Raw genomic sequence first — 24,915 nt, forward strand, 5'->3', positions numbered from 1 at the left:
GGGCCGGCGCGCTTGTGCCTGTGTTTTTCAGTGACTTTTTCGGCAAGGCCCGCACTTTTTCAGCGAGGGTTGCAAAAAAGCCCGGCTTTGCGCCGGGCTTTCCGCTTTATTTGCCGTCAACCGGTCAGGCCGACTTCTTCTTCTCGTCGTTTTCGTCGATTTCCTCGAAATCGGCGTCGACCACGTCGCTATCCTTGGCCGCGTCCGCCTTGGCGTCGGCTTCCGCCGCTTCCTTCTGCGAAGCTTCGTACATGGCCTGGCCGAGCTTCATGGATGCTTCGGCAAGCGTCTGCGACTTGGCCTCGATGTCGGCGGCATCGTCGCCTTCGGCAGCAGCCTTCAGCGCCGTGATAGCCTCCGATATCGCCGTGCGCTCGGTTTCCGAAACCTTGTCGCCATATTCCTTCAGCGACTTCTCGGAGGAGTGCACCAGCGCCTCGGCCTGGTTGCGGGCCTCGACCAAAGCACGCCGCTGCTTGTCGGTCTCGGCATTGGCTTCGGCGTCCTTGACCATCTTCTCGATGTCGGCGTCCGAAAGGCCACCAGAGGCCTGGATGCGGATCTGGTGCTCCTTGCCGGTGCCCTTGTCCTTGGCCGAAACGTTGACGATGCCGTTAGCGTCGATGTCGAAAGTGACCTCGATCTGCGGCACGCCGCGCGGCGCCGGCGGAATGCCGACCAGGTCGAACTGGCCGAGCGCCTTGTTGTCGGCAGCCATTTCACGCTCGCCCTGGAAGACGCGGATGGTCACGGCCGACTGACTGTCTTCAGCGGTCGAGAACACCTGGCTCTTCTTGGTCGGGATGGTCGTGTTGCGTTCGATCAGGCGGGTGAACACGCCACCCAGCGTCTCGATGCCGAGCGACAGCGGCGTCACGTCGAGCAGCAGCACGTCCTTCACGTCGCCCTGCAGCACGCCGGCCTGGATGGCGGCGCCCAAAGCGACGACTTCATCCGGGTTGACGCCCTTGTGCGGCTCCTTGCCGAAGAACTGCTTCACGATCTCCTGGATCTTGGGCATGCGGGTCATGCCGCCGACCAGGACCACTTCGTCGATCTCGCCAGCCTTCAGCCCGGCATCCTTGAGCGCCGCCTTGCAGGGCTCGATGGTGCGCTGGACGAGATCGTCGACCAGCTGCTCGAACTTGGCACGGGTCAGCTTCAGCGTCAGGTGCTTGGGGCCGGTCGCGTCGGCGGTGATGAAGGGCAGGTTGATTTCCGTCTGCGTCGTCGACGACAGCTCGATCTTGGCCTTTTCAGCCGCCTCCTTGAGGCGCTGCAGCGCAAGCTTGTCGTTCTTCAGGTCGATGCCCTGTTCCTTCTTGAACTCGGCCGCCAGGTATTCGACGAGACGCATGTCGAAATCCTCGCCGCCGAGGAAGGTGTCGCCATTGGTCGACTTCACTTCGAACACGCCGTCGCCGATTTCGAGCACCGAAATGTCGAACGTGCCGCCGCCAAGGTCATAGACGGCAATGGTCTTGCCATCCTTCTTGTCGAGGCCGTAGGCAAGTGCTGCAGCCGTCGGCTCGTTGATGATGCGCAGCACCTCAAGGCCGGCGATCTTGCCGGCGTCCTTGGTGGCCTGGCGCTGGGCGTCATTGAAATAGGCCGGAACGGTGATGACCGCCTTCTCGACCTTCTCGCCGAGATAGGCCTCCGCCGTTTCCTTCATCTTCTGCAGGATCATGGCCGAGATCTGGCTGGGCGACTGCTTCTTGCCGCCGGCCTCGACCCAGGCATCGCCATTGTCGCCCTTGACGATCTTGTAGGGGACAAGCTTCTTGTCCTTCTCCGTCACCGGGTCGTCATAGCGGCGGCCGATCAGGCGCTTGACCGCGAAGATGGTGTTTTCAGGATTGGTGACCGCCTGGCGCTTGGCCGGCTGGCCGACGAGACGTTCGCCGTCGCCCGAGATGGCGACGATGGAAGGCGTCGTGCGCGCGCCTTCCGCATTTTCAATGACCTTGGGCTCCTTGCCATCCATGATGGCGATGCAGGAGTTGGTGGTGCCGAGATCGATACCGATTACTTTTGCCATTTTTCTAGTCTCTCCGCTAAGCAGGCTCTCAGGACCCGTAAGGCGTTCCGACGAAAGCCCCTGTTCACAAGAAATTCCGCTCCGGCAACCGGCATTCCGGCACTGGGCGGCTTGGCGCGTATATAAGAACAGGCGGCATCGGGCGCAAGCATTCTGCGCATGGCATCCACCGCGCCGCGCTTGGCGCCTTTGAACAGCCGCCCGGCGGCCCGGATGTGCTCAAACCGCGCTCAAAACCCCAGGATCTGCGCGATCCCCCGGCGAAGCGCCCAGTCAGGGCTTCGAAACCACAAGAAAACGTCACCTATGCGTGAGAGAGGCGGCTCCTGGCTGAGGAAGGCGCCTGCCCACAGCAGACACAGGCAAAAGCGTCACGCGGCCTGCGACAGCGATTTATGCGCCTCGGCCAGGATTTCGAACGAGCGCACGCGTGCCGCATGGTCGAAGATCTGCGCGGTCACCATCAGCTCGTCTGCGCCGGTGCGGCGCACGAACGCGTCTATGCCTTGCCGGACGGTTTCGGGGGAGCCGACGACGGCGCAGGACAGCGCCTGCGAAATCATGGTTTTTGCCATCGGCTCGAGCGTCTGGTCATAGCCCTCGACCGGCGGCGGCAGGCGGCCGGCCCGCCCCGTGCGCAGATTGACGAAGGCCTGCTGCAACGAGGTGAACAGCAGTTTGGCCTCTCCATCGGTCGGTGCGGCGAAAACGTTGAGGCCGAGCATGACATAGGGCTTGTCCAGCTGTTCCGAAGGCTGGAAGCGCGAACGGTAGATCTCCAGCGCATGGTCGAGTTCGGCCGGCGCGAAATGCGAGGCAAACGCATAGGGCAGGCCGAGCATGGCGGCGAGCTGCGCGCCATAGAGGCTGGAACCGAGGATCCAGACCGGCACCTTCTGGCCTTCGCCGGGCACGGCGTGGATACGCTGGCCTTCCGCGGCCGGCTGGAAATAGCCCATCAGCTCGACGACATCCTGGGGGAAATTGTCTGACGCCTCGAGATTGCGGCGCAGCGCGCGCGCTGTTCCCATATCGGTGCCGGGCGCGCGGCCGAGGCCGAGGTCGATGCGGCCGGGGTGCAGTGCCGCCAGCGTGCCGAACTGCTCGGCAATCACCAGCGGCGCATGGTTGGGCAGCATGATGCCACCGGCGCCAACGCGGATGGTCTTGGTGCCGCCGGCGACATGGGCGATGACCACGGCGGTCGCCGCGCTGGCGATGCCCGGCATGTTGTGGTGCTCGGCCAGCCAGTAGCGCCTGTAGCCGAGCCGCTCGGCATGGCGGGCCAGGTCGAGCGAATTTGCCAGCGATTGCGAGGCGTCGCTGCCTTCGACGATCGGCGACAGGTCGAGAACGGAAAGTGCGGTCATGGGCCTCAAGCCTTTACGATGTTCAACTGCCTGACCCTGGTTTCGAAGGCGCGGTCGGGAATGACGATGTCGAGCTGGCACCAAGCAACGGGTCCAGATTCTCGAACGGGATCGCCTGCGGATGCTGGCGATGCAGCGCGCTCAGCGTGTCGAGCGACGCATCGATCGGACCGCGATAGCCGATGCGGTCGAAATAGGAATCGAGGTCGAAGGAGGCATCGTTCATCGCAGGGTCCGGCTTGACCGGCTCGATATAGGCACTCCGCCTGAAGACAACAAATGCGGGATGACGGACAGGCGCGGCAAGCTTATGGCGCGGCCTTTCCGTTCTCTTCGGCCGCTTCCTCCTCCACCACGGCCGTCTGCTGTGCGGCGAGAAAATTGCCGACATGGCTGAGGCCATCGAAATGATCGCAGAACACTTTGACGACGACCAGCAGCGGCACCGCCATCAGCGCGCCGACAAAGCCCCAAAGCCAAGACCAGAAGGCGATGGCGATGAAGATCGCCACGGCGTTGATCTCGAGGCGTCGGCCGACAACCATCGGCGTAACGAACTGGCCTTCGACGATGTCGCACAAAAGCACGAAGCCCGGCGCCAAAAGCGCGTAGGTGATCGAGTCGAAGCTGATCATCGCAATGACGCTGACCAGCACGATGGTGATCAGCGCGCCGACATAGGGCAGGAAGTTGAGCAGCGCCGCCATCGTTCCCCAGACGAGCGGGTTGGGCATGCCGAGCGCCCACAGGCCAAGGCCGATAACCGCGCCGAGACCGGCATTGATGACGGTGACGGTGAGCAGATAATGCGAGATTTCGCGCTCGACGTCATAGACGACGCGCAAGGCCCGCTTCTTCTCACTGAGGCTGGCGAAGGACTGGATGATCTTCTCATAGAACATCGTGCCTGACGCCAGCAGGAACAGCGACAGCACGAAGATGATGGTCAGGCTTGTCCCCGCCGACAGGACGTTGCTGGCGGCGGCCGACAGGACGCCGGACTGCGCCATCGCCACCTTCTGGATGCCCGGCTCCTGCGAGGTCTCCGTCATCTGTTCGATCTGATGCGAGATCTGCATGATCCTCTCGAGCGGACGCCGTAATTGCGCCAGCCGTTCGGTAAGTTGTTGGCCGATCGACGAGGTGTTGTTGAGAAGGTCGATGACCGGGCCGCTGAGCAGATAGCCGGCAACGCCGAAGACGCAGATCGACAGCACGACCAACATTGTCGCCGAAACCACTTCCGGAATGCCGCGCTTGCGCAGGAAGCGGACGATTGGTGTCAGCGTCAGCGTCAGCAGGAAGGCGAGGATGACCGGCATGAAGAAAGCACGCGCGAAATACAGCGCGTAGATGGCCATGAACAGGAAGATCCCGATGAGCAGCGAACGCATCAGATGCGTGTCGGCACGCGCCACAACTCTCGCCTCTTCGGTCTCGGCAAGGCCAGCACCCAAAGCGGCGGGTTCGGCTTTCATGATTTTCCCTCAGCGGCGCACCGCAATTGGTGCATTCCCCTGACGGAAACGCCTCTGCAAGCCCAAGGTTCCGTTAGCCGGCAAGGCCCTCAATCCGGGCCGCCCGTCGCTCAGGCGGCTGGCGCTGCGACGGCGACGCCGGGCTTGGCGGTCTCCTTGCGCACGATCGGCGCCACCTTGGTGCCGTACAGTTCGATCGCCTTCATGATCTTGGCGTGCGGCATGGCGCCGATCGCCATCTGCAGCAGGAAGCGGTCATTGTTGAAGATCTTGTGCTGGGCGACGATCTTTTCCGCCACCTGCTCCGGATTACCGACAAACAGCGCGCCGTTCGGACCACGCGACTGATCGAAATGCGCCCGCGAGGTCGGGCCCCAGCCGCGCTCGCGGCCGATGCGGTTCATCACTTCGGCCTGCGGGCCGTAGAAATCGTCGGCCGCCTGTTCAGCGGTCCCGGCGATGAAGCCGTGCACATTGATGCTGGTGGCAAGGCCCGAGGGGTCGGTACCGGCCCGCCTGGCGGCATCGCGATAAATGTCGAACAGCGGTGCAAACCGCGCCGGCTCGCCGCCGATGACGGCCAGCGCCAGCGGCAGGCCGAGCACCCCCGCGCGGGCCGCAGACTGCGGCGTTCCACCTATTGCGATCCAGATCGGCAATTTGTCCTGCAGCGGCCGCGGATAGACGCCGCGGTCGTTGATGGGCGCGCGCAGATTGCCGGACCAGGTGACCTTGACGCTGTCGCGTATGGCCAGCAGCAGGTCGAGCTTTTCGGCGAACAGCTCGTCATAGTCCTCGAGATTGTAGCCGAACAGCGGGAAGGATTCGATGAACGAGCCGCGCCCGGCCATGATCTCGGCCCGGCCGCCCGACAAAAGGTCGAGCGTTGCGAACTGCTGGAAGACACGCACCGGATCATCGGAGGACAGCACGGTGACCGCGCTGGTCAGCTTGATGCGCTTGGTGCGTTCGGCGGCAGCGGCCAGCGCCACCACCGGCGCGGACGCGGCATAGTCGGGGCGGTGATGTTCGCCCAGACCAAGGACGTCGAGGCCGACCTGGTCGGCCAGCTCGACCTCCTCGATCAGATTGCGTAGTCGCTGATGCGGGCCGATCGCGCCGGGGCCGGGCTCCGGGCTGACGTCGGCGAAAGTGTAGAGACCGAGTTCCATGGCATGTCATCCAAATGTTCTGATTTGCCGCTAGAGGTAGCGGCGAGCCGCCCCGGCCGCCAGAGGGGCGGATGGTGAACAGTGCATGTCGGTTTCGGCCGGCTTTGTTTCAGGGAAAACGCGTCTCCCGGCTGCAACAGCCTAAACTTTCATGGCTGGCATACCGTTTTGGCGCTTGAACTCTCGGTTTTCGCGCGTATGTAAGCGTCGCGAATTGACTTCAGGGAAGTGGACTTGGCTATCTACAGGGAAAAAGACATTTTCGAGCGGCGCAATGCCGCGAACGAGGCAAAGAAGGCGCTTCTGGAGCGCTTCAAGTCGAAGCCGGCGGCTGATGATCCTGCGGTTCTGGCCAAACAGGCCGAACGCAAGGCGATTCTTGAGGCTCGCGAAATACGCGAGGCCGAAAAGGCCAGGCTGAAGCAGGAAAAGCTGGCACGCGAGGCGGTCGAGAAGGCCGAGCGCGAGGCAGCAGCCGAAGCGGCGCGTATTGCGGCCGAAGAGGCAGCGCAGGCTGAAGCGAAGATCAAGGAAGCCGAAGAAAACGAGCGCATCGCCCGTTTGCTGGCCGACGAAGCCGAACGCAAGGCCAAGCGCGACGCACGCTATGCGGCGCGCAAGCAGCGTACCGGCAGGACGCCTCCGGGCTTCTCCGCCCGCTAACGCTTCGATCGAAACGATCGGACATCAGGGTCGCCTTCCAGCGGCCCTGAATGTGTTTGTGCGTCGATTTCCTTGGTTGCTTTGCTCAGGCGGCGAGCTTCAGCCCCATAATGCCGCAGACGATGAGCGCAATGCAGGCGAGCCGGATGGCCGTCGCCGGCTCGCCCAGCAGCCAGATGCCAAGCAGCGCCGTGCCGACCGTGCCGATGCCGGTCCACACCGCATAGGCCGTCCCGACAGGCAGCGTCTTGAGCGCCAGGCCGAGCAACCCGAGGCTGATGATCATCGAGGCGACAGTGAGCACCGTCGGCAGCGGCTTCGAGAAGCCGTCAGTGTATTTGAGGCCGATCGCCCAGCCGATTTCGAACAGACCAGCGAAGAACAGAAAAATCCACGACATCGGGATGCACTCCTTCCATGAGGATGGCGGGGCGTCCCGGCCGGACTTTTGAGAAAGGCGCGAGGTCGTCCTCGCCGCTTCGGTATAAGCGGCTGCGCCGGTGCGATCAACAAAAACACCGGCCGCATCGTTCATGCCGCCGGTGTCAAAATCTGCGCCGAAACGGTTGTCCGGATTTCAACCGTCCAAGATCTTCCGAGGCGGGCTTACTTTTCCTTGAGCCTCATCGCCTTGACGGGCGGCGCCTTGAGTGCCGGAGCCGCTGCGGGCTTCTTGGCGTCTTTTTTCGGCTTCCGAGCTTCCTTGCCCGCCTTCATCGCACCTTTAGCCATGATTCGCTCCTCCAGTTGCTGGGAGGCCAAGTGAAACAAGAGAAACGCCGGACTGCAAGGGGGCGGGCGTCTGTCGCCGGCGCCGTCGGGCCGCTTTCAACCGGTTTCTAATTTGCTCGTAAACCATTCCGGTCCGTGCCATGGTTGCCTTCGCACTGCAGCATCGGCCATGCCTTCGCCCGGCGATGATCAGGCAGTGCGGTCAGGACGACAATGCGAATCCGCATCGGCAGCGAGATGAGTTTCGATTTTCCGCAGGAAACGCCGCTCATCGCGATGCTCAACGTCCACTACTCCAGGGCCTCCGATCTCGAGCGCCCGGATTTCCTGACCTCCAGCCCGCCGGTGCCGATCCAGAGCTACCGCGACAGTTTCGGCAATTGGTGCAACCGTTTCGTCGCCCCGCCCGGGCGCTTCACCTTCGGCACCGATTCGGTAATCCGCGACCCCGGTACCTTCGAGATGGGCGACCTGATGGCCTGGCAGCATGAGGTTCGCGACCTGCCGTCGGACACATTGCTGTTCCTGTTGCCCAGCCGCTTTTGCGAGAGCGATCTGCTGGCCAGCGAAGCCTGGCGGCTGTTCGGGCATACGCCGCTCGGTATTGCCCGCGTCCAGGCGGTCTGTGATTTCGTCCACAACCACATCGTCTTCAGCTACGGCAATGCCCGACCGACGCGCACCGCGGCCGAAGCCTATCGCGAGCAAAGCGGCGTCTGCCGTGACTTTGCCCACCTCGCCGTCACCTTCTGCCGTGCGCTAAACATCCCGACCCGCTACTGCACCGGCTACATCAGCGACATCGGCCTGCCCAAACCTTGGGCGAGCATGGATTTCGCAGCCTGGATGGAGGTCTATCTCGGTGGCCGCTGGCATGTCTTTGACCCGCGCAACAATTCGCCACGCATCGGCCGCATCCTGATCGCGTCGGGTCGCGACGCCGCCGACGTGCCGCTGACCCACATCTTCGGACCGGGCACGCTGGCTGGTTTCAAGGTGTGGACGGACGAGATCATCGAATAGGGGCGTCTTTCCGCAAGCTGGCCTTCAACCTGAACGACCAGGCGATTCGTGCGTTGTGATGCCTGTGGAGCTCGGCGGCAGGCCGTTACATTGGGCGCCTTGGAGGGACAGCATGGCAGCGCATGGCGGGTCGAAGACGGTCATCTACGCGGCGCTCGCCGGTAATTTAGCTATTGCTATGACCAAATTCGTCGCCGCCTTCTTCACCGGCAGCTCGGCGATGCTGTCGGAAGGCGTGCACTCGCTGGTGGATACCGGCAATGGCGGGCTGCTGCTCTACGGCATGCACCGCGCCGCCCGTCCGCCGGACCGCACGCACCCGCTCGGCCATGGCCGCGAGCTGTATTTCTGGAGCTTCATTGTCGCCCTGCTCGTCTTTGCGCTCGGCGCTGGCGTGTCCTTCTATGAAGGCGTCGTCCACATCATGGCGCCTCAGCCGGTCGCCAATCCCAAAATCAACTACATTGTGCTGGGCCTCTCAATGCTGTTCGAGGGCAGCTCCTGGTACGTGGCGCTGAAGGAGTTCCGCCAGCAGAAGGGCAACCAAGGCTGGCTGCAGGCCGTGCAATCGAGCAAGGATCCGAGCGTCTACACGATCCTGTTCGAGGACAGCGCCGCCCTGCTCGGTCTGTTCGTCGCCTTCGCCGGCATATTGGCGGCCGAACTCCTCGACATGCCCGAGCTCGACGGCGTCGCCTCGATCGGCATCGCGATGATCCTCGGCGCCACCGCCATCTTTCTGGCGCGCGAAAGCAAGGGATTGCTCATCGGTGAGCCGGCCTCGCCGGAAGTGCAGGCCAAGGTGCTGGCCATCGCCCAGCAGGATCCGGCAGTGCAGCGGGCCAACGGCGTTCTCACCGTCCATCTCGGCCCGCAACAGATCGTCGCTGGGCTGAGCATCGAATTCGAGGACCATCTGACGGCGCCTGAGATCGAAGCCTGTGTCGAGCGCATCGAGGCGCTCTTGAAAAAAGAAATGCCGGAGATCACCAGACTGTTCGTCAAGCCGCAGACGACCGGAACCTGGGAGCACCGGCGCAAGCAGGTCGAGGCGGCGTCGGACTAGTTCTGGACCAGCAGTCCACCGTTGGCGCCATCGCCTGGTCCCGCTAAGATCACCCGACGGATTTCGGAGAATCAACGATGAAAATCGATGGTGGGTGCCATTGCGGCGCCATAACTTATGAAGCAGACGTCGACCCGGAAAAGACCTCTATCTGTCATTGCACCGACTGCCAGCAACTGACCGGTACCGCCTTTCGTGTCACTGTTCCCGCGCCTGAGGATCATTATAGGATCACAAAGGGCACACCGAAGGTTTATATCAAGACGGGATCGAGCGGCGCCAAGCGTGCCCAGGCGTTCTGCGGCGACTGCGGTTCCCATCTTTACGCAACGTCGGTTGGCGACGGGCCGAAGGTCTATGGGATCAGGGCGGGGACCGCGCGGCAACGCGAGGATCTCGTTCCGACCCAACAGAAATGGCACCGATCGGCCCTGCACTGGCTTCCGGAATTCGAGGGCGTAAGCATCGTAGAGGCGCAGTAGCACCTGCCTCCCGGTTAAACGCGGCCCAAACCAGCCAATAATGTGCTAGGCTAGCCATCAAACGGATGGCGGGGGATAGCAATGTCGGAAACGGACAAAGTGTTTGCCGGCTCGATTCCGGAAAACTACGACCATTACATGGTGCCGCTGATCTTCGAGCCGTTCGCCGCGGATTTGGCACGACGGGCAGCGTCCTTGTCGCCCGGCGCCGTCCTGGAAGTCGCCGCCGGTACCGGCGTTGTCACCCGCGCATTGGCTCCAAAACTGTCTCCCGGCGCAAGCTATGTCGTGACCGACCTCAACCAGCCTATGCTCGACTACGCGGCCTCGCGACAAGCTCCCGACAGTCGTATACAATGGCGTCAGGCGGATGCTCTGGCGCTGCCGTTCGAAGATGCGGCTTTCGATCTCGTTTGCTGTCAGTTCGGCGCGATGTTCTTTCCCGACCGAGCCGCCGGCTATCGCGAAGCAAAGCGGGTCCTGAAGACCGGCGGCCATTTCCTGTTCAACGTGTGGGATCGCATCGAAGAGAATGTATTCGCCAATGATGTGACGAATGCTCTTGCGGAGATTTTTCCGAACGATCCGCCCCGCTTTCTCGCCCGCACGCCGCACGGCTACAATGACATTGCATTGATCCGCGGCGAGTTGGAAGCCGCAGGTTTCTCCCGTGTGGTGATCGACACGAGGGCCGAACAAAGCCGTGCCTCCTCGCCGCGCCTTCCGGCGGTTGCCTATTGCCAGGGAACTCCGCTTCGCAACGAAATCGAGGCTAGAGGAAAACTGGAAGCCGCAACCGATCACGCCGCGTCCGTGATTGCAGCCAGACACGGCAGCGGCGAGGTTGCGGCCAAGATCCAGGCGCACGTGATCGTGGCTACGGTCTAATGCATGGCGCCCAGAAGTGTGCCGCGGTTCTGGGACAACGACATGCATCAAAACAAAGACTTTTAAAGCGCGTCGTATGAATCCGTTCAGCGCGACGCGCTTTAATCGTCGCCTTCGACGACACGTAGCCTGAGCTGCCCCGTCTTGGAATCCGCCACCCGCACTCCGGCTTCGGCCTTGGCGGGTCCGCCACCGCGCACTTCGGCTTCGCTTTCGCCAAACTCCAGCGCTTCGATCTTTTGGCCGCGCTTGGTCACCTTCGACGTCGACACCAGTATCTCGTCGATATCCTTGGCCGACTGGCCAAAATGCGTCTGCAACCGGCGCACGCGTTCGTCGACGCGCGCGACGTCTTCCATCAGCCGGATCACCTCGCCCTGGATCAGATGCGCCTGTTCGCGCATGCGGGCGTCCTTGAGGATGGCCTGGATGACCTGGATCGACAGCATCAAAAGCGACGGTGAGACGATGATGACACGCGCCCGGTGCGCCTTCTGGACCACGGCGTCGAAATTCTCGTGGATTTCGGCGAACACCGATTCCGACGGCACGAACATGAAGGCGGTGTCCTGCGTCTCGCCCTGGATCAGGTATTTTTCCGAGATATCGCCGACGTGAATTTCGATGTCGCGGCGGAAAGCCTGGGCCGCGATCTTCTGTTGTTCGGCGCCATCGGCGGCGCGGATGGCGTTCCAGGCTTCCAGCGGAAACTTGGCGTCGATGGCAAGCTGCGGCGCACCGTTCGGCATCCTGACCAGGCAGTCGGGACGGCTGCCGTTTGACAGCGTTGCCTGGAACTCGTAGGCGCCCATCGGAAGGCCGTCGGCGACGATCGCCTCCATGCGCGACTGGCCGAAGGCGCCGCGCGTCTGCTTGTTGGACAGGATCGCCTGCAATTGCACGACCTGGCCGGCCAGCGACTGAATGTTGCCTTGCGCGGTGTCGATGACCGCCAGCCGTTCCTGCAGTTTGGCGAGGCTCTCATGCGTCGATTTGGTCTGTTCGGTCATGGTTTGACCGAGCCTGCCGGTCATGGCGTCGAGGCGCTGGCCGATCGACTGGTTGAGTTCGGCCTGCCTTGCGCCGAACACGTCGGCGATGGCGCCCATGCGGCCCTGCATCTCGGCCTGGCTTTGCAAAATGCCGGCCATCCGCGCCTCGGCGTCGCGGGCGTGGTCGGCGGCTTCCGCCGCGGCGATGGTGCGCGCCTTGGCCGATCGCCACAGCGCCACGACAAGCGCCAGGAACAGGCCGAGAAACACCAGCGCGCCGAGGGCCAGTGCATGGCCGAGCGTGATCGTCGTGGCGCCAAGCCGGGCAACGGGTTCGGAAAGGATGGTGCTCAGGTCGTTCATCCCGCCAGCATAGCCGATTCGCAGACCTGGCACAGATCAAAACGTGAACGAGACCGATTCGCACCGGTTGACGCTTCTCCTGCGACGTTTTAGGTGAGGCGCCATGTCGATCAAGCCGCTCATCATCCTTCCCGATCCCATCCTGCGCCAGGTTTCCAAACCAGTCGAACGCGTCGACGCGCCTTTGCGCAAACTGGCCGACGACATGCTGGCGACGATGTATGATGCGCCGGGCATCGGTTTGGCCGCAATCCAGATCGGCGAGCCGCTGCGCATGCTGGTCATCGACCTCGCCAAGGAAGACGAGCCGCCGGCGCCGCATGTCTTCATCAATCCCGAAATCCTCGAAAGCGCCGACGCCCGCTCGGTCTACGAGGAAGGCTGCCTGTCGATCCCGGACTATTACGCCGAGGTCGAGCGTCCCGCCTCGGTGCGCGTGAAATATCTCGACCGCGACGGCAAGCTGCAGGAGATCGAGGCCGAAGGCCTGATGGCGACTTGCCTGCAGCACGAGATCGACCATCTCAACGGTGTGCTGTTCATCGACCACATCTCGAAGCTGAAGCGCGACATGGTGGTCAAGAAGTTCAAGAAGCTCGCCAAGGACAAGGCGCCGGGCAAGCTGGTGGGATAGGGAAGATGCCGCTTCGCGTCATCTTCATGGGCACGCCGGAGTTTTCGGTGCCGGTGCTGCGCGCGATTGCCGAGGCCGGGCACGAGATAGCAGCCGTCTACACCCAGCCGCCGCGCGCCGCGGGCCGCCGCGGGCTGGAACTGACACCGTCGCCGGTGCAGCGCGAGGCTGAGCGGCTGGGCATCGAAGTGCGCACGCCGCTGTCGCTGAAGGGCGAGGGCGAGCAAGCTGCTTTCCATGCGTTGCGTGCCGATGTCGCAGTCGTCGTCGCGTATGGTTTGCTGTTGCCGAAGGCTATTCTGGAGGCTCCGCGCCTCGGCTGCCTCAATGGCCACGCCTCGCTTTTGCCGCGTTGGCGTGGTGCAGCTCCCATCCAGCGAGCCATTATGGCCGGCGACGTCGAAACCGGCATGATGGTGATGCGCATGGAAGAGGGCCTGGACACCGGTCCGGTGGCACTGGTTGAAAAATGCGCCATAGAGCCCGACATGACGGCCGGCGATCTGCACGACCGCTTGATGAATATTGCTGCCACGCTGATGGTGGAAGCGCTGTCCCGATTGGAGACAAATACCCTGGCATCGACTTTGCAGGCGGCTGACGGGGTGACCTACGCCAGGAAAATCGATAAGTCGGAGACACGTGTGGACTGGACGCGCCCGGCTGCGGAGGTCCACAATCACATTCGCGGCCTGTCGCCATTTCCCGGCGCCTGGTGCGAGGCCGACATCGGCGGCCGCACGGAACGGCTGAAACTGCTTCGCTCGACGCTTTTGGAAGGCACGCTTTCTGAAAGCATGGGCGAGTCGGGAGGAATTCTCGATGACCGGCTGACGGTCGCCTGCGGGTCGGGCGCGGTCAGGCTGGTCGAAGTTCAACGGGCGGGCGGAAAGCCCGCTGCCGCGCAGGAGTTTCTGCGCGGGGCCAAGATCGAAAAAGGAATGAAGTTCTCATGAGCATGATGTCGATACGCGGCGCGACGCCGCGGGACCGCGAGGCCATACGCCTGGTCGAGGAACACGCATTCGGCCAGCAGGCGGAGGCCGGGCTGGTCGACGCTCTGGTCACCGGCGGCGACGCCGTTGTCGAACTGGTGGCGGAAGAAGACGGCCAGGTGGTCGGCCACATCCTGTTTTCCAGGCTGTTCGTCCAGAACGGCGGCAAGCAGTTCGCAGCCGTGGCGCTGGCGCCGTTGGCGGTGGAACCTTCGTTCCACGGCTCGGGCATTGGCGGTGCGCTGATCCGCGAGGCGCATATCCGCCTCAGGGATGGCGCCGAGACGCTCGCCGTTGTGTTGGGCGATCCGGCCTATTACGGCCGCTTCGGCTACAGCCATGCGCGCGCCGAAAAGTTCGAGAGCGAATATCAGGGCGAAGCGCTGCAGGCGCTGGCCTGGGGTGACGCACCCGAAAAAGGCAAACTGGTCTACGCCCAGGCCTTTACCGCACTCGCCGCCTGAACGAAGGGTGTATGCCGCGTTTTCGTCTCGATATCGAATATGACGGCAGCCTTTTCGCCGGCTGGCAACACCAGGCGGATCAGCCTTCGGTGCAGCAGGCGATAGAGCAGGCGATCGAGAAATTCTGCGGTGAGGCGGTGCGGATACGCGCCGCCGGCCGCACCGACGCCGGGGTGCATGCGACCGCCCAGGTGGCGCATGTCGACCTCGCCAAGGCATGGCCAAACGACAAGGTGCGCGACGCCGTCAACGCGCACCTGCAGGCGGCAGGCGCGCGCATCGCCATCCTGCAGGCGACGGTTGTCCCCAATGAGTTCGACGCCCGTTTCTCGGCCACCGGACGGCACTATCTCTACCGCATCCTCAACCGGCGCGCGCCTGCAGCGATGGAAAAGGGCAAGGTCTGGTGGGTGCCGAAGCGGCTCGATGCGAACGCCATGCACGAAGCGGCGAAAGTCCTGCTCGGCCGACATGACTTTACCACCTTCCGCTCGACGCAATGCCAGGCCAACAGTCCGGTGCGGACGCTGGAGCGGCTCGATGTAAGCCGCCAGGGCGACCTGATCGAAGTCAGGGCCTCGGCGCGCTCATTCCTGCACAACCAAGTGCGCTCCATGGTCGGTTCGCTGAAACGCGTCGGCGACGGCGGCTGGACCGGCGCCGACCTCAAGGCAGCGCTCGCGGCGCAAGACCGCGCCGCCTGCGGCCAGGTGGCGCCGCCCGACGGGCTTTTTCTCGTCGGTGTAGACTATCCGGAAAAGTTCTAGGCCGGAGCGGCGGTCGGCACAGTGATGCCGAGCAGCGCCACCAGGCCGAACAAGACGGCCAGAGACACCACCAACATGCCTGCGAACACGGCGCTGCCGACAGCCGCGCCCTTGCCGATCGCGGCGTTGGTCATCCGCCAGGAGAGTACCAGCGACAGCACCACCAGAACCAGCCACACCAATTCGGCAACCGGGTTGCCAGACGGCAGGAAAAGCCTGATCAGCGCTGAAGGCAGCAGCATCCAGGCAGTGATCGCCGACGCCCAGTTGCTGGCGACGACATAGTGGACGAAGCGGTCGCCGATGCCGGCGCGCGATGCGACCAGGGCAAGCACAACCAGGGGCAGCAGCCACGAGCCGAGGTCGACGGTCGCCAGGCGAATCAACATGCCCAGCCGGCCGGCGAACGCATTGGGATCGCCGATCTCGTTGGCCGTGCCGACCCAGCCGACGATCATCGCCGGCGCGGCGACGACGATGGCGAAGAAGGAATTCCAGAAGCCGTCCGCCGACAGGTCGAGCAGCCGCAAGCCGTCGGCCTTCCCGAGCATCAGCCGCCAGGCGCCGTTAAGCGATGAAGAGGTCTCGTCAACCGAAAGCATGATCAGCCCTGCTCGAACCAGTCATCGATGAAGCGCTGGTAGATTTGGGTCAGCGTCTCGAGGTCGGCCAGTGCGACGCGCTCGTCGACCATGTGCATGGTCTTGCCGACCAGGCCGAACTCGACCACCGGGCAATAGTCCTTGATGAAACGCGCATCCGAGGTTCCGCCCGAGGTGGACAGCGCAGGCTCCTTGCCGACCGTCGCCTTGATCGAGCCGCGCAGCGTCTCGATCAGCTTGTCGTCGCGCGTCAGGAAGACATGGCTCGGCCGGTCGCGCCAGATCAGCTCGTAGTCGACCGGCGTCTTGCCGGTCCGGTATTTCTTGCGCTTCGCCGCCTGGTCGAGGCGGTTATGGATCTCGGCCTGCACCGTCTCGGCAGTCCATGTGTCGTTGAAGCGGATGTTGAAGGTGGCTGTCGCCTTGGCCGGAATAACATTGGTCGCCGGGTTGCCGACATCGATCGAGGTCACTTCCAGATTGGTCGGCTGAAAATCCTTCGTGCCCTTGTCGAAGACGGGCGACAGCAAGGCGTCGACCAGGCTGATCAGGCCGCGCACCGGATTGTCGGCGAGCAATGGATAGGCGACATGGCCCTGGCGGCCGTTGACCGTGACACTGCCCGACATCGAGCCACGCCGGCCGATCTTGATCATGTCGCCGAGCGTGTCCGGATTGGTCGGCTCGCCAACGATCGCGGCGTCCCATCTCTCGCCCTTGGCCGCCGCCCAGTCGAGCAGTTTTGTCGTCCCGTTGATCGCCGGCCCCTCCTCGTCGCCGGTAATCAGCAGCGAGACCGAGCCTTTCGGACCACCCTTTTTCTCGACATGGCGCGCCACGGCGGCGATGAAACAGGCGATGCCGCCCTTCATGTCGACGGCGCCGCGGCCATACATCTCGCCCCTGGCGATCTCGGCGGCGAAGGGCGGATGCGTCCACGACGCCTCGTCGCCCGCCGGCACCACGTCGGTATGGCCGGCAAACATCAGATGCGGCCCGTTGCCGGAGCGACGCGCGTAGAGGTTCTCGATGTCGGGGGTGCCGTCTTCGGAAAACACAGGGCGTTCGACGGAAAAGCCGAGCGGCTTCAGCATGCCTTCCAGGGCAGCCAGCGCGCCGCCCTCGGCGGGCGTTACGGAGGCGCAACGTATGAGGGTCGCGAGGTTGGCGGCGGGATCGGTCGGCAGTTTCATGGGCAAAGCGATAGTCGAAAGCGAAAGGCCTGTCACGGCCAGAGATGATGACCGATCCTGCCGCCGACATTATGGTTTTCCTGTCGTATAGTGCAGGCCAACACGAGATAATCGCATGGCCAACGCCGAAAAGACCATCGTCATTGCCGGCGCCGGCAGCATCGGCTGCTATGTCGGCGGTTGCCTGGCGCTGGCCGGACGCAAGGTGGTGTTTTTGGCGCGGCCAGGCATCGCGACAGCCTTGCTGGACGGTGGCCTGCGCATCACCGATCTCGATGGTCGCGACCGATCCATCCGGCCGGAGTCCGTCACCACCGATCCCGCCGCTGCCCTCGCCAGTGCCGACGTGGTGCTGGTGACGGTCAAGAACGGCGCTACCGAGGAGATGGCGTCGCTTGTTGCCGGACATGCGCGCGGCGATGTCGTGGTGGTCAGCCTGCAGAACGGCGTCGGCAATGCCGACCGGTTACGCTCCGGGCTCGGTGGACGGACTGTGCTCGCCGGCATGGTGCCGTTCAATGTCGTCCAGTCGGCCATAGGCAATTTGCCGCTTCACGTGCATCGCGCCAGCAACGGCAAGGTCATGATCGAAGATGGCGTGACCGGCCTTGCCGGCCTTCTCGATGTCGAAGGGCTTGGCGTGGAAACCCATCCCGACATGAAAGCCGTGCAGTGGGGCAAGCTGCTGATCAACCTCAACAACGCGCTTGTCGCCTTGTCCGGCCTGCCGCTGGCGAGCGAACTTGCCGACCGCCGCTGGCGGCGAATCCTGGCCGGTCAGATCGACGAGGCCCTGGCGGCGATGAAGGCGTTACATATCGCGCCGGCACGAATCGGCGGCTTGCATCCCGTCCTGCTGCCGAAACTGCTCCGGCTGCCGGACTGGCTGTTCCGGCTGGTCGCCCGCCGCATGCTCGCCATCGACCCGCAGGCGCGCTCGTCCATGTGGGACGACCTCCAGCGTGGTCGGCCGACCGAGATCGGTGACCTGCAGGGGGCCGTCCTGAACCTCGCCGAAAAGGCCGGCACGCCGGCGCCTCTGCTGAAGCGGGTCACCGTGCTGGTGCGGCAGGCCGAGCGGGAAAAGCGCGGCTCACCCGGGCTGACGCCGGAAGCCGTCTCTGGATAGTCTACTTGCCGCGAGCCTCGGGCCTTGGCCCGCATAGCCCGAAAACAGGCGCGTGGGCCCGCCGCGTCACAGCTTTGGTGCGCGCCTCGGAGCCGGCGCTTTGCTCGCCGGGCCTGGCGCCGGCACGGGCTGCGCCGCCGGGTGGTTCTCGATCAGCGTGATCTTCTGCCAGATCTTGCGCGACAGGTTGGACGCCAGGTTCTCGACGTCGTTGACGCCGTCGATGACCACATCGTCATTGACGGACTGCGCAAACAGCGCCGCGATCTTGCCGGTGATCGACAGCATTTCCGAGCAATAGTCGAGGTAGCGCGCAAGGTCGGCGGCATTGGTGATGCGCGCCGGCGAATGCGCGGTCGGCCTGAAATTGGCGGACAATGCTGCCGGATCCTTGGTCAGCTGGTGCATGTCGATGACATGGATCAGCGATCTCAACCCATGCAACTGGCGAAACACCCGCTTGCGCTTGATGCGCTCCTCGGTGCGGATCAGCGCCAGCAGGCCGAGCACGGCAAGGATCATCATGTTGATCGTGGCTTCGATGCCTTGCACCGACTGCACCGCATCGTCGGCCTGCGAGATATGGATGAGCGGCAGGATGGTGCCGACGAACAGGAAGATCAGCGCGCCGGCGGCAACTGCGGCGACGATGGCGCCGCGCAGCCACCAGATCGGCGCTTCCAGCGCCTGCGCCGCCTTGGCCAGGTCGCGCGACAGCGACACCAGTTCGGCGGCGACGCCGCGCAGGCCGGCATCGGGAAAACGCTCGGCGACGCGCTCTTCCAGCCGCTCGGCGGTGTCGATGATCAGTTTCGGATCAAGCGTGCGGTAGCGCATGGCGAGATATCCGGTCGGCGCTCATGGTTCAGCCGGCGCGTTGCTGCGCTTGCCGTAGCGGTTCGGACCGGGGTCACCCCGGAAACACGCTAGAACGATGAGAAGAATGGGGCCGATGATAAGAGAGATCAACGCGTAATAAGTCGGCTTGCCGAAATCATGAAACCGCTTTGCGGTTACCGCAAAGCTCGACCATGTCGAGATCAGCAAAACGACCCAGAACACAAGTGCCCAGTTCTGGCTGGTTGCGGTGCCGGGTTCCAGTCTCGACAACTGGTAGAGCGGGAAAAACTGTGCAAGCACCAGCAGCAGCCCGGCGAGCACGTAGGCACTTGGGCTGACGCGCCCTGAGAGGCTGAAGAAAAGCCAGGGAAGTGGTGGTGTGTTGGGCAATCTGGAGCGCTCTGGTTGCTCGGACAGGATCAATCACGCAGCAGTTCGTTGATCGAGGTTTTCGACCGGGTCTTGGCATCGACGCGCTTGACGATGACGGCGCAGTAGAGGCCAGGGCCCGGCTCGTTGTTCGGAAAGGCCTTGCCCGGCATCGAGCCGGCGACGACGACCGAATTCGGCGGCACCTCGCCATAAAACACTTCGCCGGTGGCGCGGTCGACGATCTTGGTCGACTGGCCGATGAACACACCCATTCCGAGCACCGAGCCTTCGCGCACGATGCAGCCCTCGACCACTTCGGAGCGCGCGCCGATGAAGCAATTGTCCTCGATGATGGTCGGGCCGGCCTGCATCGGCTCCAGCACCCCGCCGATGCCTACGCCGCCCGAGAGGTGCACATTCTTGCCGATCTGGGCGCAGGAGCCGACCGAGGCCCAGGTGTCGACCATGGTGCCGCTATCGACATAGGCGCCGACATTGACGAAGGACGGCATCAGCACCGCGCCCGGCGCGACATAGGCCGAGCGGCGCACGATCGAAGACGGCACGGCGCGGAAGCCTGCCTTCTCGAAATCGACCGCGCTCCAGCCGTCGAACTTCGATGCCACCTTGTCCCACCAGACCGCCTGGCCGGGGCCGCCCTTGATGATCTCCATCGGATAGAGCCGGAACGAGAGCAGCACCGCCTTCTTCAGCCATTGGTTGACATGCCATTTGCCATCGGCCTGGCGCTCGGCAACGCGCACGGTGCCACGGTCGAGCAGGTCGAGTGAGGACTGGATGGCGTCGCGCGTTTCGCCCCGAGTCGCGGTCGAAATCGTGTCGCGCTCCTCGAAGGCCTTCTCGATCGTCTTTTCGAGGCTGGCCAGATCAGGCTTCGACATGAATTCGCTCCGTTACCACGCTGTTAAGGCCGTCGGCCTTAACCTTGTTTTGAAAGTCGCGCGGACCCTATGTTAAGGCGTATTGGGGGTCAATCGCGCGTGCGCCATGGGACGGCGCAAGTGAACTGTTGGGACGGGTAGAAAGCATATGACTCCTATGGAAAAGGCGGGATGGACGCCGCTGCCGCATTCGGACGAGGATCTGGAGCGCTCGAAAAGCGTTCCCGACACGCCGCAGACGCGCGCCGAAACCTACCGGCTGGCCTGGAACGATCCCGACTTCATGACGCGCCGGGAATTGCGCGCTGTGCGCTTGCAGCTTGAGCTCTTGAAGCCCGAAATGATCCTGGCCGAGCGCGGCATCCGCTCGACGGTCATCCTGTTCGGCGGCGCGCGTATTCCCGAGCCCGGCGGCGAGGCCTGGGCCGCCAAGAACGAGACGCAGAAGAAAAACCTCGAGGAAAACAGCAAATACTACGAGGAGGCGCGCAAATTCGCCCGCCTCTGCTCACAGCAATCGGCCACGTCCTACTACCGCGAATTCGTCGTCGTCACCGGTGGCGGCCCAGGCGTGATGGAGGCGGGAAATCGCGGCGCCGACGATGTCGGCGCGCCGTCGATCGGCCTCAACATCGTCCTGCCACACGAGCAGGCGCCGAACGCCTATGTGACCCCGGAGCTGTGCTTCAACTTCCACTATTTCGCCATCCGCAAGATGCATTTCGTCATGCGCGCCAAGGCCGTCGCGGTGTTTCCGGGCGGCTTCGGTACCATGGACGAATTCTTCGAGACGCTGACGCTGATCCAGACCGGCCGCATGGAGCGCGTGCCGGTGATCCTGTTCGGCAAGGCGTTCTGGCAGCGCGCGATCGACCTCGATTTCCTGGCCGAACAAGGCACCATCACGCCCGGCGACCAGGATATCATCGACTTTGTCGACACCGCCGACGAGGCCTGGGGGATCATCAGCCGCTTCTACAAGTTGGGGGAGTAGGGGAACCGGGAATTGAAGAACTGAAGAATTGAGGAAAAGGAGGTCCGGATCGGTCTCCCTTTCACCAGTTCTTCAATTCTTCAGCTCCTCAATTCCTCTACCCCCTCCACTATCCCCGTCAGAAACGTCGCGAGATCGTCGGTGACGAAATCGACGTCGTCCTCATTGGCCGGATCGCGTTCCCAGATCTCGGCAAAGGTCGGCTCGAAATTGCGCGGCACCACCAGCACCGTGGTCATGCCCAGTGATTTCGGCACCTCGAGGTTGCGGGCGAGATCCTCGAACATCACCGCATTGTGTCCGGTGACGGCGTGCAGTTCGGCAAACTTCTCATAGGTCTGCCGCGACGGCTTCGGCGTCAGCCCGGCGGCGACGATATCGAAAATGTCGTCGAAATGGTCGAGTATGCCGAGCTGGCGCGCGGTGCGCTCGGCGTGCCTGCGGTCGCCATTGGTGAAGATGAACTTGCGGCCGGGCAGCTGGCGGATAGCGGTGCCCAGCACCGGATCCGGCACCAGCCACGAATAGTCGATATCATGCACCTTTTCGAGAAAGTCGTCGGGGTCGATGCCGTGACGCGTCATCAGCCCGTTCAGCGTCGTGCCATATTCGAGATAGAGTTCCTTCTGCAGCTTGCGCGCTTCCTCGCGCGGCAGCGTGAGCAGTTCTCCGACATAGGCCGTCATCTTGACGTCGATCTGCGAAAACAGATTCGAATGGTGCGGATAAAGCGTGTTGTCGAGGTCGAACACCCAGTCGGTGACATGGGCGAAGCGGGCGGGATCGGGCAGCGTGGTCATGGCGTCCTTATGGCATGAAATATCTGCCGTTCGAACCCCTTTCTGATGTAGAGCTTATCCACAACCTATGTGCATCTAGAGTTGTAAAAATGGGCTCACCATTCAAATTTTAGCCATCACGGAAAGGTGGCCTTCAGGGCTTGCTGGCACAGAGACGGTTCAGTGGGAGCCAGCGATGAGTCGCATAGTCTTAAAGTCCGCCGCGGTCGCATTCGGCTCGGTAGCCATCTCGCTTTTGCTGACGCTGATCATCGTTCCCGCCATGGGTTTTCCGGTCGACCGCACTGTCTGGCTGACATCGACGGTGTGCCCGCTGGCGCTCGCCTGGATCGCCTGCGCCAGCACCTTCTGGCAGAGCGACCGACTGAAAAACGCGCATCGCGATCTCGCCCGCGCGCATGCCCAGCTCGCCGCCGCGCATCGGCGCCTGTCGGCGAAGGCGAGCCGCGACGACATGACCGGCATGCTCAACCGCGAGAGCTTCTTTGCCGCGTTGGACGGCTCGCGGCGCAAATCCGATCGCGGCGCGCTGCTGATCATCGACGCCGACCATTTCAAGGCGATCAACGACAGTTTCGGCCATCTGACCGGCGATGACGCACTGGTGTTGATCGCCAGCGCCATCGAGCGCGGCGTCCGCAGCGGCGACGTGCTCGGCCGCATTGGCGGTGAGGAGTTCGGCGCCTTCCTGGTCGGCGCTACGGAAGCCGAAGCCCGGCGCGTGGCCGAGCGCATCCGCCGTGAAGTCGAGCTGGTCCGCTTTCGTCCGGTCGACGAGCGCACGGTGCCGCTGACCGTCTCGATCGGCGGCATCACCTGTGCGCAAGATGCCGATGTCTCGGACCTGATGCGCGCCGCCGACCGCCGGCTCTACGAGGCCAAGCACCGCGGCCGCAATTTGTCGATCCTCGACCGGGACATTTCCGAAGCTGCCTAGGTGTTGGTGGTGGGGCTGTTAATGGTTCGCCAACATTGTTTCCACGCAACTGCGCCGTTTACCGGGTTGTAACTCGTTAACAGGCAAGGCTTGGCACGGGAATGGCATGTCTGGCCGGTACCTGTGCCGTTCAGGGAACGCCATGCGTGGATCGAAGCCCCCATCCAGAGACGTGTCATGAGTTTCTTCATCAGGAAAATATCGCGCCGCACCATCGTGCAGGCGCTGATTGCGATGCCGGCGCTACAGCTTTTTCGCAAGCTGCCTGACAGCGACCGCCCCCCGGCCGATCCCGACGAGATCGTCGTGGTCAATGGCTGGATCCTGAAGCGGAGCGACCTGGCATGATCTTCGACAGCTATGAGGCGTTTCGAGCCTCGGATTTCAAGCCCAAGGTCTGCATTCTCGGCTCCGGGCCGGCCGGCACCACCATTGCCAGAAAGCTCGGCGCCGCCGGCATTCCGGTCGTGGTGCTGGAGGCCGGCGCACGCGAATTCAGCGACGAGTCGCAGGATTTCTACCGCGGCTCCACGGTCGGCGATCAATATTTCGATCTCGACATCACCCGGCTGCGCTTCATGGGCGGGTCGTCGAACCACTGGGCCGGCTGGTGCCGCGTGCTCGACAAGCAGGACTTTGAGCCCAAGGCATGGGCGCCGGACACCGGCTGGCCAATCGCCCGGACCGACATCGAGCCCTATCTGTCCGAGGTGCACGACATACTCGAGCTTCCCGACTTCAAGCCCGATGTGCCGATTTCAGACGACATACGCTGGGTGCAGCTGATCAAGAGCCCGGCCGTGCGCTTTGGCGAGAAATTCTCCGACGAGCTCGACAAGAGCAAGAACATAGCGCTCGTGCTCAACACCTATGCCACCGAACTTGCCGGGGACGGCAAACGAGTGACCGGCGCCAGACTGTGGTCGAACGGCAAGGATGCCGGCGCCTTCAGCGCCGATTATTTCATCGTCTGCGCCGGCGGGCTGGAGAATTCGCGGCTGCTTCTATGGTCGAACCAGCGCTCGAATGGCGGCGTGGTGCCGAACGCCACGGCACTTGGCCGCTACTGGATGGAGCACCCGACCTTCGAGGGCGGCAATGCCATCCTGGCCGATTACAGGGAGTTCGAGGTCGATGCCGTCAACGAGGCGTTCTTCTCGCCGACGCTCGCCGCCATGGAGCGGCTGCAGATCATGAATTTCGGCATACGCCTGATCGAGACGCCCTATGCCGGCGTCAAGAGCCTGATTGCCGACCTCGCCTGCACCGCGCCCGAGGCCGCCGAATGGGTCGCCTACCAGCTCAGCCAGAACCTGCGCTGCGCCGCCCAGCTCTACGTCGCCTGGGAACAGGCGCCGCTGGCCTCCAACCATATCGAATTGTCGAAGACCGATGTCGACCGTGCCGGCGTGCCGCGCATCGAGCTGCACTGGAAGAAGTCGCCGTTGGAGCGCCGCACCATCCTCGAGGGGCTCAAGCTGTTCGGAACGACGCTGATCGAGAAGGACCTCGGCCGCGTCCGCATCATGGACTGGCTGACCAATGGCGAGGACTACCCGACGGATGAGGAACTGGCCGGCCACCATCATATGGGCGGCACGCGCATGGGCACCGATATCACCAAGAGCGTGGTCGACGCCAACTGCAAGGTGCACGGCATGGACAATCTCTATGTCGGCGGCTCGTCGGTGTTCTGCACGTCGGGCGAATGCAACCCGACGACGACGATCACCGCACTTGCCTGCCGGCTAGGCGACCATCTGACCAAAGTAATCACGGTGTGACGAAGTCATCCCCGGTGTGACGAAGTCATTACCGTCTGATTGTCAAAAAAGCGAACGGCGCGACAGGATTGCTACCGGCGCTACCCATGCCTTGGTGTCGAAACCCTCGGAAATCAGCGCCAACGAGATCTCCCTCCCCTTTGGGCATAGGCGCTAAGATAGCTTTGGCATGGACTGAAACTTGCGCTTTCGTGGTGGTTCGCGCCAGCGATATCGCAAGGCATGGAGTTTT

28 protein-coding genes are annotated in these 24,915 nt (G+C 63.3%); 14 read left to right on the forward strand and 14 right to left on the reverse strand.

Annotated features, from left to right (window positions below; translation table 11 throughout):
* Nucleotides 1-124 precede the first annotated feature (124 nt).
* The 5 genes from dnaK to X757_RS160275 form a co-directional block, all read right to left on the reverse strand.
* Nucleotides 125-2,041 carry a molecular chaperone DnaK gene (gene dnaK, locus X757_RS160295; protein ID WP_023673200.1) on the reverse strand — a complete coding sequence of 639 codons (1,917 nt, stop codon included), beginning with the start codon at nt 2,039-2,041 and terminating at the stop codon, nt 125-127.
* A gap of 371 nt (nt 2,042-2,412) precedes the next feature.
* Complete coding sequence (locus tag X757_RS160290) at nt 2,413-3,411, reverse strand: LLM class flavin-dependent oxidoreductase (RefSeq protein ID WP_023673201.1); 999 nt, start codon at nt 3,409-3,411, stop codon at nt 2,413-2,415.
* Between the two features lie 22 nt (nt 3,412-3,433).
* A complete protein-coding gene (locus X757_RS160285; RefSeq protein ID WP_023681323.1) occupies nt 3,434-3,637 on the reverse strand; it encodes an arylamine N-acetyltransferase in 204 nt (67 codons plus the stop codon).
* Between the two features lie 82 nt (nt 3,638-3,719).
* A complete protein-coding gene (locus tag X757_RS160280) occupies nt 3,720-4,889 on the reverse strand; it encodes an AI-2E family transporter (RefSeq protein WP_023681324.1) in 1,170 nt (389 codons plus the stop codon).
* A 110-nt stretch (nt 4,890-4,999) separates the two neighbouring features.
* Nucleotides 5,000-6,061 (reverse strand): LLM class flavin-dependent oxidoreductase, encoded by a 1,062-nt coding sequence (locus X757_RS160275; protein WP_023725311.1) that lies wholly within the window; start codon nt 6,059-6,061, stop codon nt 5,000-5,002.
* Nucleotides 6,062-6,295: 234 nt separating this feature from the next.
* Here X757_RS160275 and X757_RS160270 point away from each other — a divergent pair, with 234 nt between their 5' ends.
* Nucleotides 6,296-6,724 carry a DUF6481 family protein gene (locus tag X757_RS160270; protein WP_023673205.1) on the forward strand — a complete coding sequence of 143 codons (429 nt, stop codon included), beginning with the start codon at nt 6,296-6,298 and terminating at the stop codon, nt 6,722-6,724.
* Between the two features lie 85 nt (nt 6,725-6,809).
* On the opposite strand, the gene sugE is transcribed toward X757_RS160270, so the two are convergent.
* A complete protein-coding gene (sugE, locus tag X757_RS160265; RefSeq protein WP_023681326.1) occupies nt 6,810-7,124 on the reverse strand; it encodes a quaternary ammonium compound efflux SMR transporter SugE in 315 nt (104 codons plus the stop codon).
* 206 nt (nt 7,125-7,330) lie between these two features.
* Nucleotides 7,331-7,456 (reverse strand): hypothetical protein, encoded by a 126-nt coding sequence (locus tag X757_RS1000000169355; RefSeq protein WP_006200611.1) that lies wholly within the window; start codon nt 7,454-7,456, stop codon nt 7,331-7,333.
* 213 nt (nt 7,457-7,669) lie between these two features.
* On the opposite strand from X757_RS1000000169355, the gene X757_RS160260 reads away from it, so the two are divergent.
* From X757_RS160260 to X757_RS160245, 4 genes are all read left to right on the forward strand, one after another.
* The gene (locus tag X757_RS160260) at nt 7,670-8,479 is read left to right on the forward strand and encodes a transglutaminase family protein (protein ID WP_023673208.1); all 810 of its coding nucleotides are present in this window, start codon (nt 7,670-7,672) and stop codon (nt 8,477-8,479) included.
* Between the two features lie 112 nt (nt 8,480-8,591).
* Complete coding sequence (locus X757_RS160255; protein ID WP_023696044.1) at nt 8,592-9,545, forward strand: cation diffusion facilitator family transporter; 954 nt, start codon at nt 8,592-8,594, stop codon at nt 9,543-9,545.
* 77 nt (nt 9,546-9,622) lie between these two features.
* Nucleotides 9,623-10,027, forward strand: coding sequence for a GFA family protein (locus X757_RS160250; RefSeq protein ID WP_023673210.1), 405 nt, complete (start codon nt 9,623-9,625; stop codon nt 10,025-10,027).
* A gap of 81 nt (nt 10,028-10,108) precedes the next feature.
* Nucleotides 10,109-10,915, forward strand: coding sequence for a class I SAM-dependent methyltransferase (locus tag X757_RS160245; RefSeq protein ID WP_023673211.1), 807 nt, complete (start codon nt 10,109-10,111; stop codon nt 10,913-10,915).
* 101 nt (nt 10,916-11,016) lie between these two features.
* Here the strand turns inward: X757_RS160245 and X757_RS160240 are convergent, their stop codons facing one another.
* Nucleotides 11,017-12,270, reverse strand: coding sequence for a DNA recombination protein RmuC (locus X757_RS160240; protein WP_023725312.1), 1,254 nt, complete (start codon nt 12,268-12,270; stop codon nt 11,017-11,019).
* A gap of 103 nt (nt 12,271-12,373) precedes the next feature.
* Here X757_RS160240 and def point away from each other — a divergent pair, with 103 nt between their 5' ends.
* From def to truA, 4 genes are read left to right on the forward strand one after another with little or no spacing between them, the layout of a single operon-like run.
* Nucleotides 12,374-12,904 (forward strand): peptide deformylase, encoded by a 531-nt coding sequence (def, locus tag X757_RS160235; protein ID WP_023673213.1) that lies wholly within the window; start codon nt 12,374-12,376, stop codon nt 12,902-12,904.
* Between the two features lie 5 nt (nt 12,905-12,909).
* On the forward strand, nt 12,910-13,860 hold the full coding sequence (gene fmt / locus X757_RS160230) for a methionyl-tRNA formyltransferase (protein ID WP_023725313.1): 951 nt from the start codon (nt 12,910-12,912) through the stop codon (nt 13,858-13,860).
* Nucleotides 13,857-14,363, forward strand: coding sequence for a GNAT family N-acetyltransferase (locus X757_RS160225; RefSeq protein ID WP_023692998.1), 507 nt, complete (start codon nt 13,857-13,859; stop codon nt 14,361-14,363). Before fmt ends, X757_RS160225 begins: the two co-directional genes overlap by 4 nt.
* Before the next feature lie 11 nt (nt 14,364-14,374).
* Nucleotides 14,375-15,130 carry a tRNA pseudouridine(38-40) synthase TruA gene (gene truA, locus X757_RS160220; RefSeq protein ID WP_023673216.1) on the forward strand — a complete coding sequence of 252 codons (756 nt, stop codon included), beginning with the start codon at nt 14,375-14,377 and terminating at the stop codon, nt 15,128-15,130.
* Here the strand turns inward: truA and X757_RS160215 are convergent.
* Together X757_RS160215 and dapE are read right to left on the reverse strand one after the other, a co-directional pair.
* Complete coding sequence (locus X757_RS160215) at nt 15,127-15,732, reverse strand: hypothetical protein (RefSeq protein WP_023673217.1); 606 nt, start codon at nt 15,730-15,732, stop codon at nt 15,127-15,129. The genes truA and X757_RS160215 overlap by 4 nt on opposite strands.
* Before the next feature lie 2 nt (nt 15,733-15,734).
* Complete coding sequence (gene dapE / locus X757_RS160210; RefSeq protein WP_023725314.1) at nt 15,735-16,925, reverse strand: succinyl-diaminopimelate desuccinylase; 1,191 nt, start codon at nt 16,923-16,925, stop codon at nt 15,735-15,737.
* 115 nt (nt 16,926-17,040) lie between these two features.
* Here dapE and X757_RS160205 point away from each other — a divergent pair, with 115 nt between their 5' ends.
* Nucleotides 17,041-18,054, forward strand: a complete 1,014-nt coding sequence (locus tag X757_RS160205; protein WP_023725315.1) for a 2-dehydropantoate 2-reductase — start codon at nt 17,041-17,043, stop codon at nt 18,052-18,054.
* A 66-nt stretch (nt 18,055-18,120) separates the two neighbouring features.
* Here the strand turns inward: X757_RS160205 and X757_RS160200 are convergent, their stop codons facing one another.
* Genes X757_RS160200 through dapD form a run of 3 tightly spaced genes read right to left on the reverse strand, consistent with a single transcriptional unit; the run spans nt 18,121 to nt 20,168 of the window.
* Nucleotides 18,121-18,891, reverse strand: a complete 771-nt coding sequence (locus tag X757_RS160200; protein ID WP_023673220.1) for a hypothetical protein — start codon at nt 18,889-18,891, stop codon at nt 18,121-18,123.
* Nucleotides 18,892-18,912: 21 nt separating this feature from the next.
* Nucleotides 18,913-19,317 (reverse strand): DUF805 domain-containing protein, encoded by a 405-nt coding sequence (locus X757_RS160195; RefSeq protein WP_081725464.1) that lies wholly within the window; start codon nt 19,315-19,317, stop codon nt 18,913-18,915.
* A complete protein-coding gene (dapD, locus tag X757_RS160190) occupies nt 19,314-20,168 on the reverse strand; it encodes a 2,3,4,5-tetrahydropyridine-2,6-dicarboxylate N-succinyltransferase (protein WP_023673222.1) in 855 nt (284 codons plus the stop codon). The genes X757_RS160195 and dapD overlap by 4 nt, the downstream gene beginning before the upstream one ends.
* A gap of 148 nt (nt 20,169-20,316) precedes the next feature.
* Here dapD and X757_RS160185 point away from each other — a divergent pair, with 148 nt between their 5' ends.
* Nucleotides 20,317-21,162, forward strand: a complete 846-nt coding sequence (locus X757_RS160185) for an LOG family protein (protein ID WP_023681343.1) — start codon at nt 20,317-20,319, stop codon at nt 21,160-21,162.
* Nucleotides 21,163-21,242: 80 nt separating this feature from the next.
* Here X757_RS160185 and X757_RS160180 read toward each other — a convergent pair whose 3' ends face one another.
* Entirely contained in the window at nt 21,243-21,962 is a 720-nt protein-coding gene (locus X757_RS160180; RefSeq protein ID WP_023687469.1) for a pyrimidine 5'-nucleotidase, read from the reverse strand.
* Nucleotides 21,963-22,137: 175 nt separating this feature from the next.
* Here X757_RS160180 and X757_RS160175 point away from each other — a divergent pair, with 175 nt between their 5' ends.
* From X757_RS160175 to X757_RS160170, 3 genes are all read left to right on the forward strand, one after another.
* Nucleotides 22,138-22,899 (forward strand): GGDEF domain-containing protein, encoded by a 762-nt coding sequence (locus X757_RS160175; protein WP_023681345.1) that lies wholly within the window; start codon nt 22,138-22,140, stop codon nt 22,897-22,899.
* 177 nt (nt 22,900-23,076) lie between these two features.
* Nucleotides 23,077-23,247, forward strand: coding sequence for a hypothetical protein (locus tag X757_RS1000000168445; RefSeq protein WP_023725316.1), 171 nt, complete (start codon nt 23,077-23,079; stop codon nt 23,245-23,247).
* Nucleotides 23,244-24,683, forward strand: coding sequence for a GMC oxidoreductase (locus X757_RS160170; protein ID WP_023725317.1), 1,440 nt, complete (start codon nt 23,244-23,246; stop codon nt 24,681-24,683). Before X757_RS1000000168445 ends, X757_RS160170 begins: the two co-directional genes overlap by 4 nt.
* Nucleotides 24,684-24,915: the final 232 nt, after the last annotated feature.

The sequence above is a fragment of the Mesorhizobium sp. LSHC412B00 genome (assembly GCF_000503035.1).
GTDB lineage: Bacteria > Pseudomonadota > Alphaproteobacteria > Rhizobiales > Rhizobiaceae > Mesorhizobium.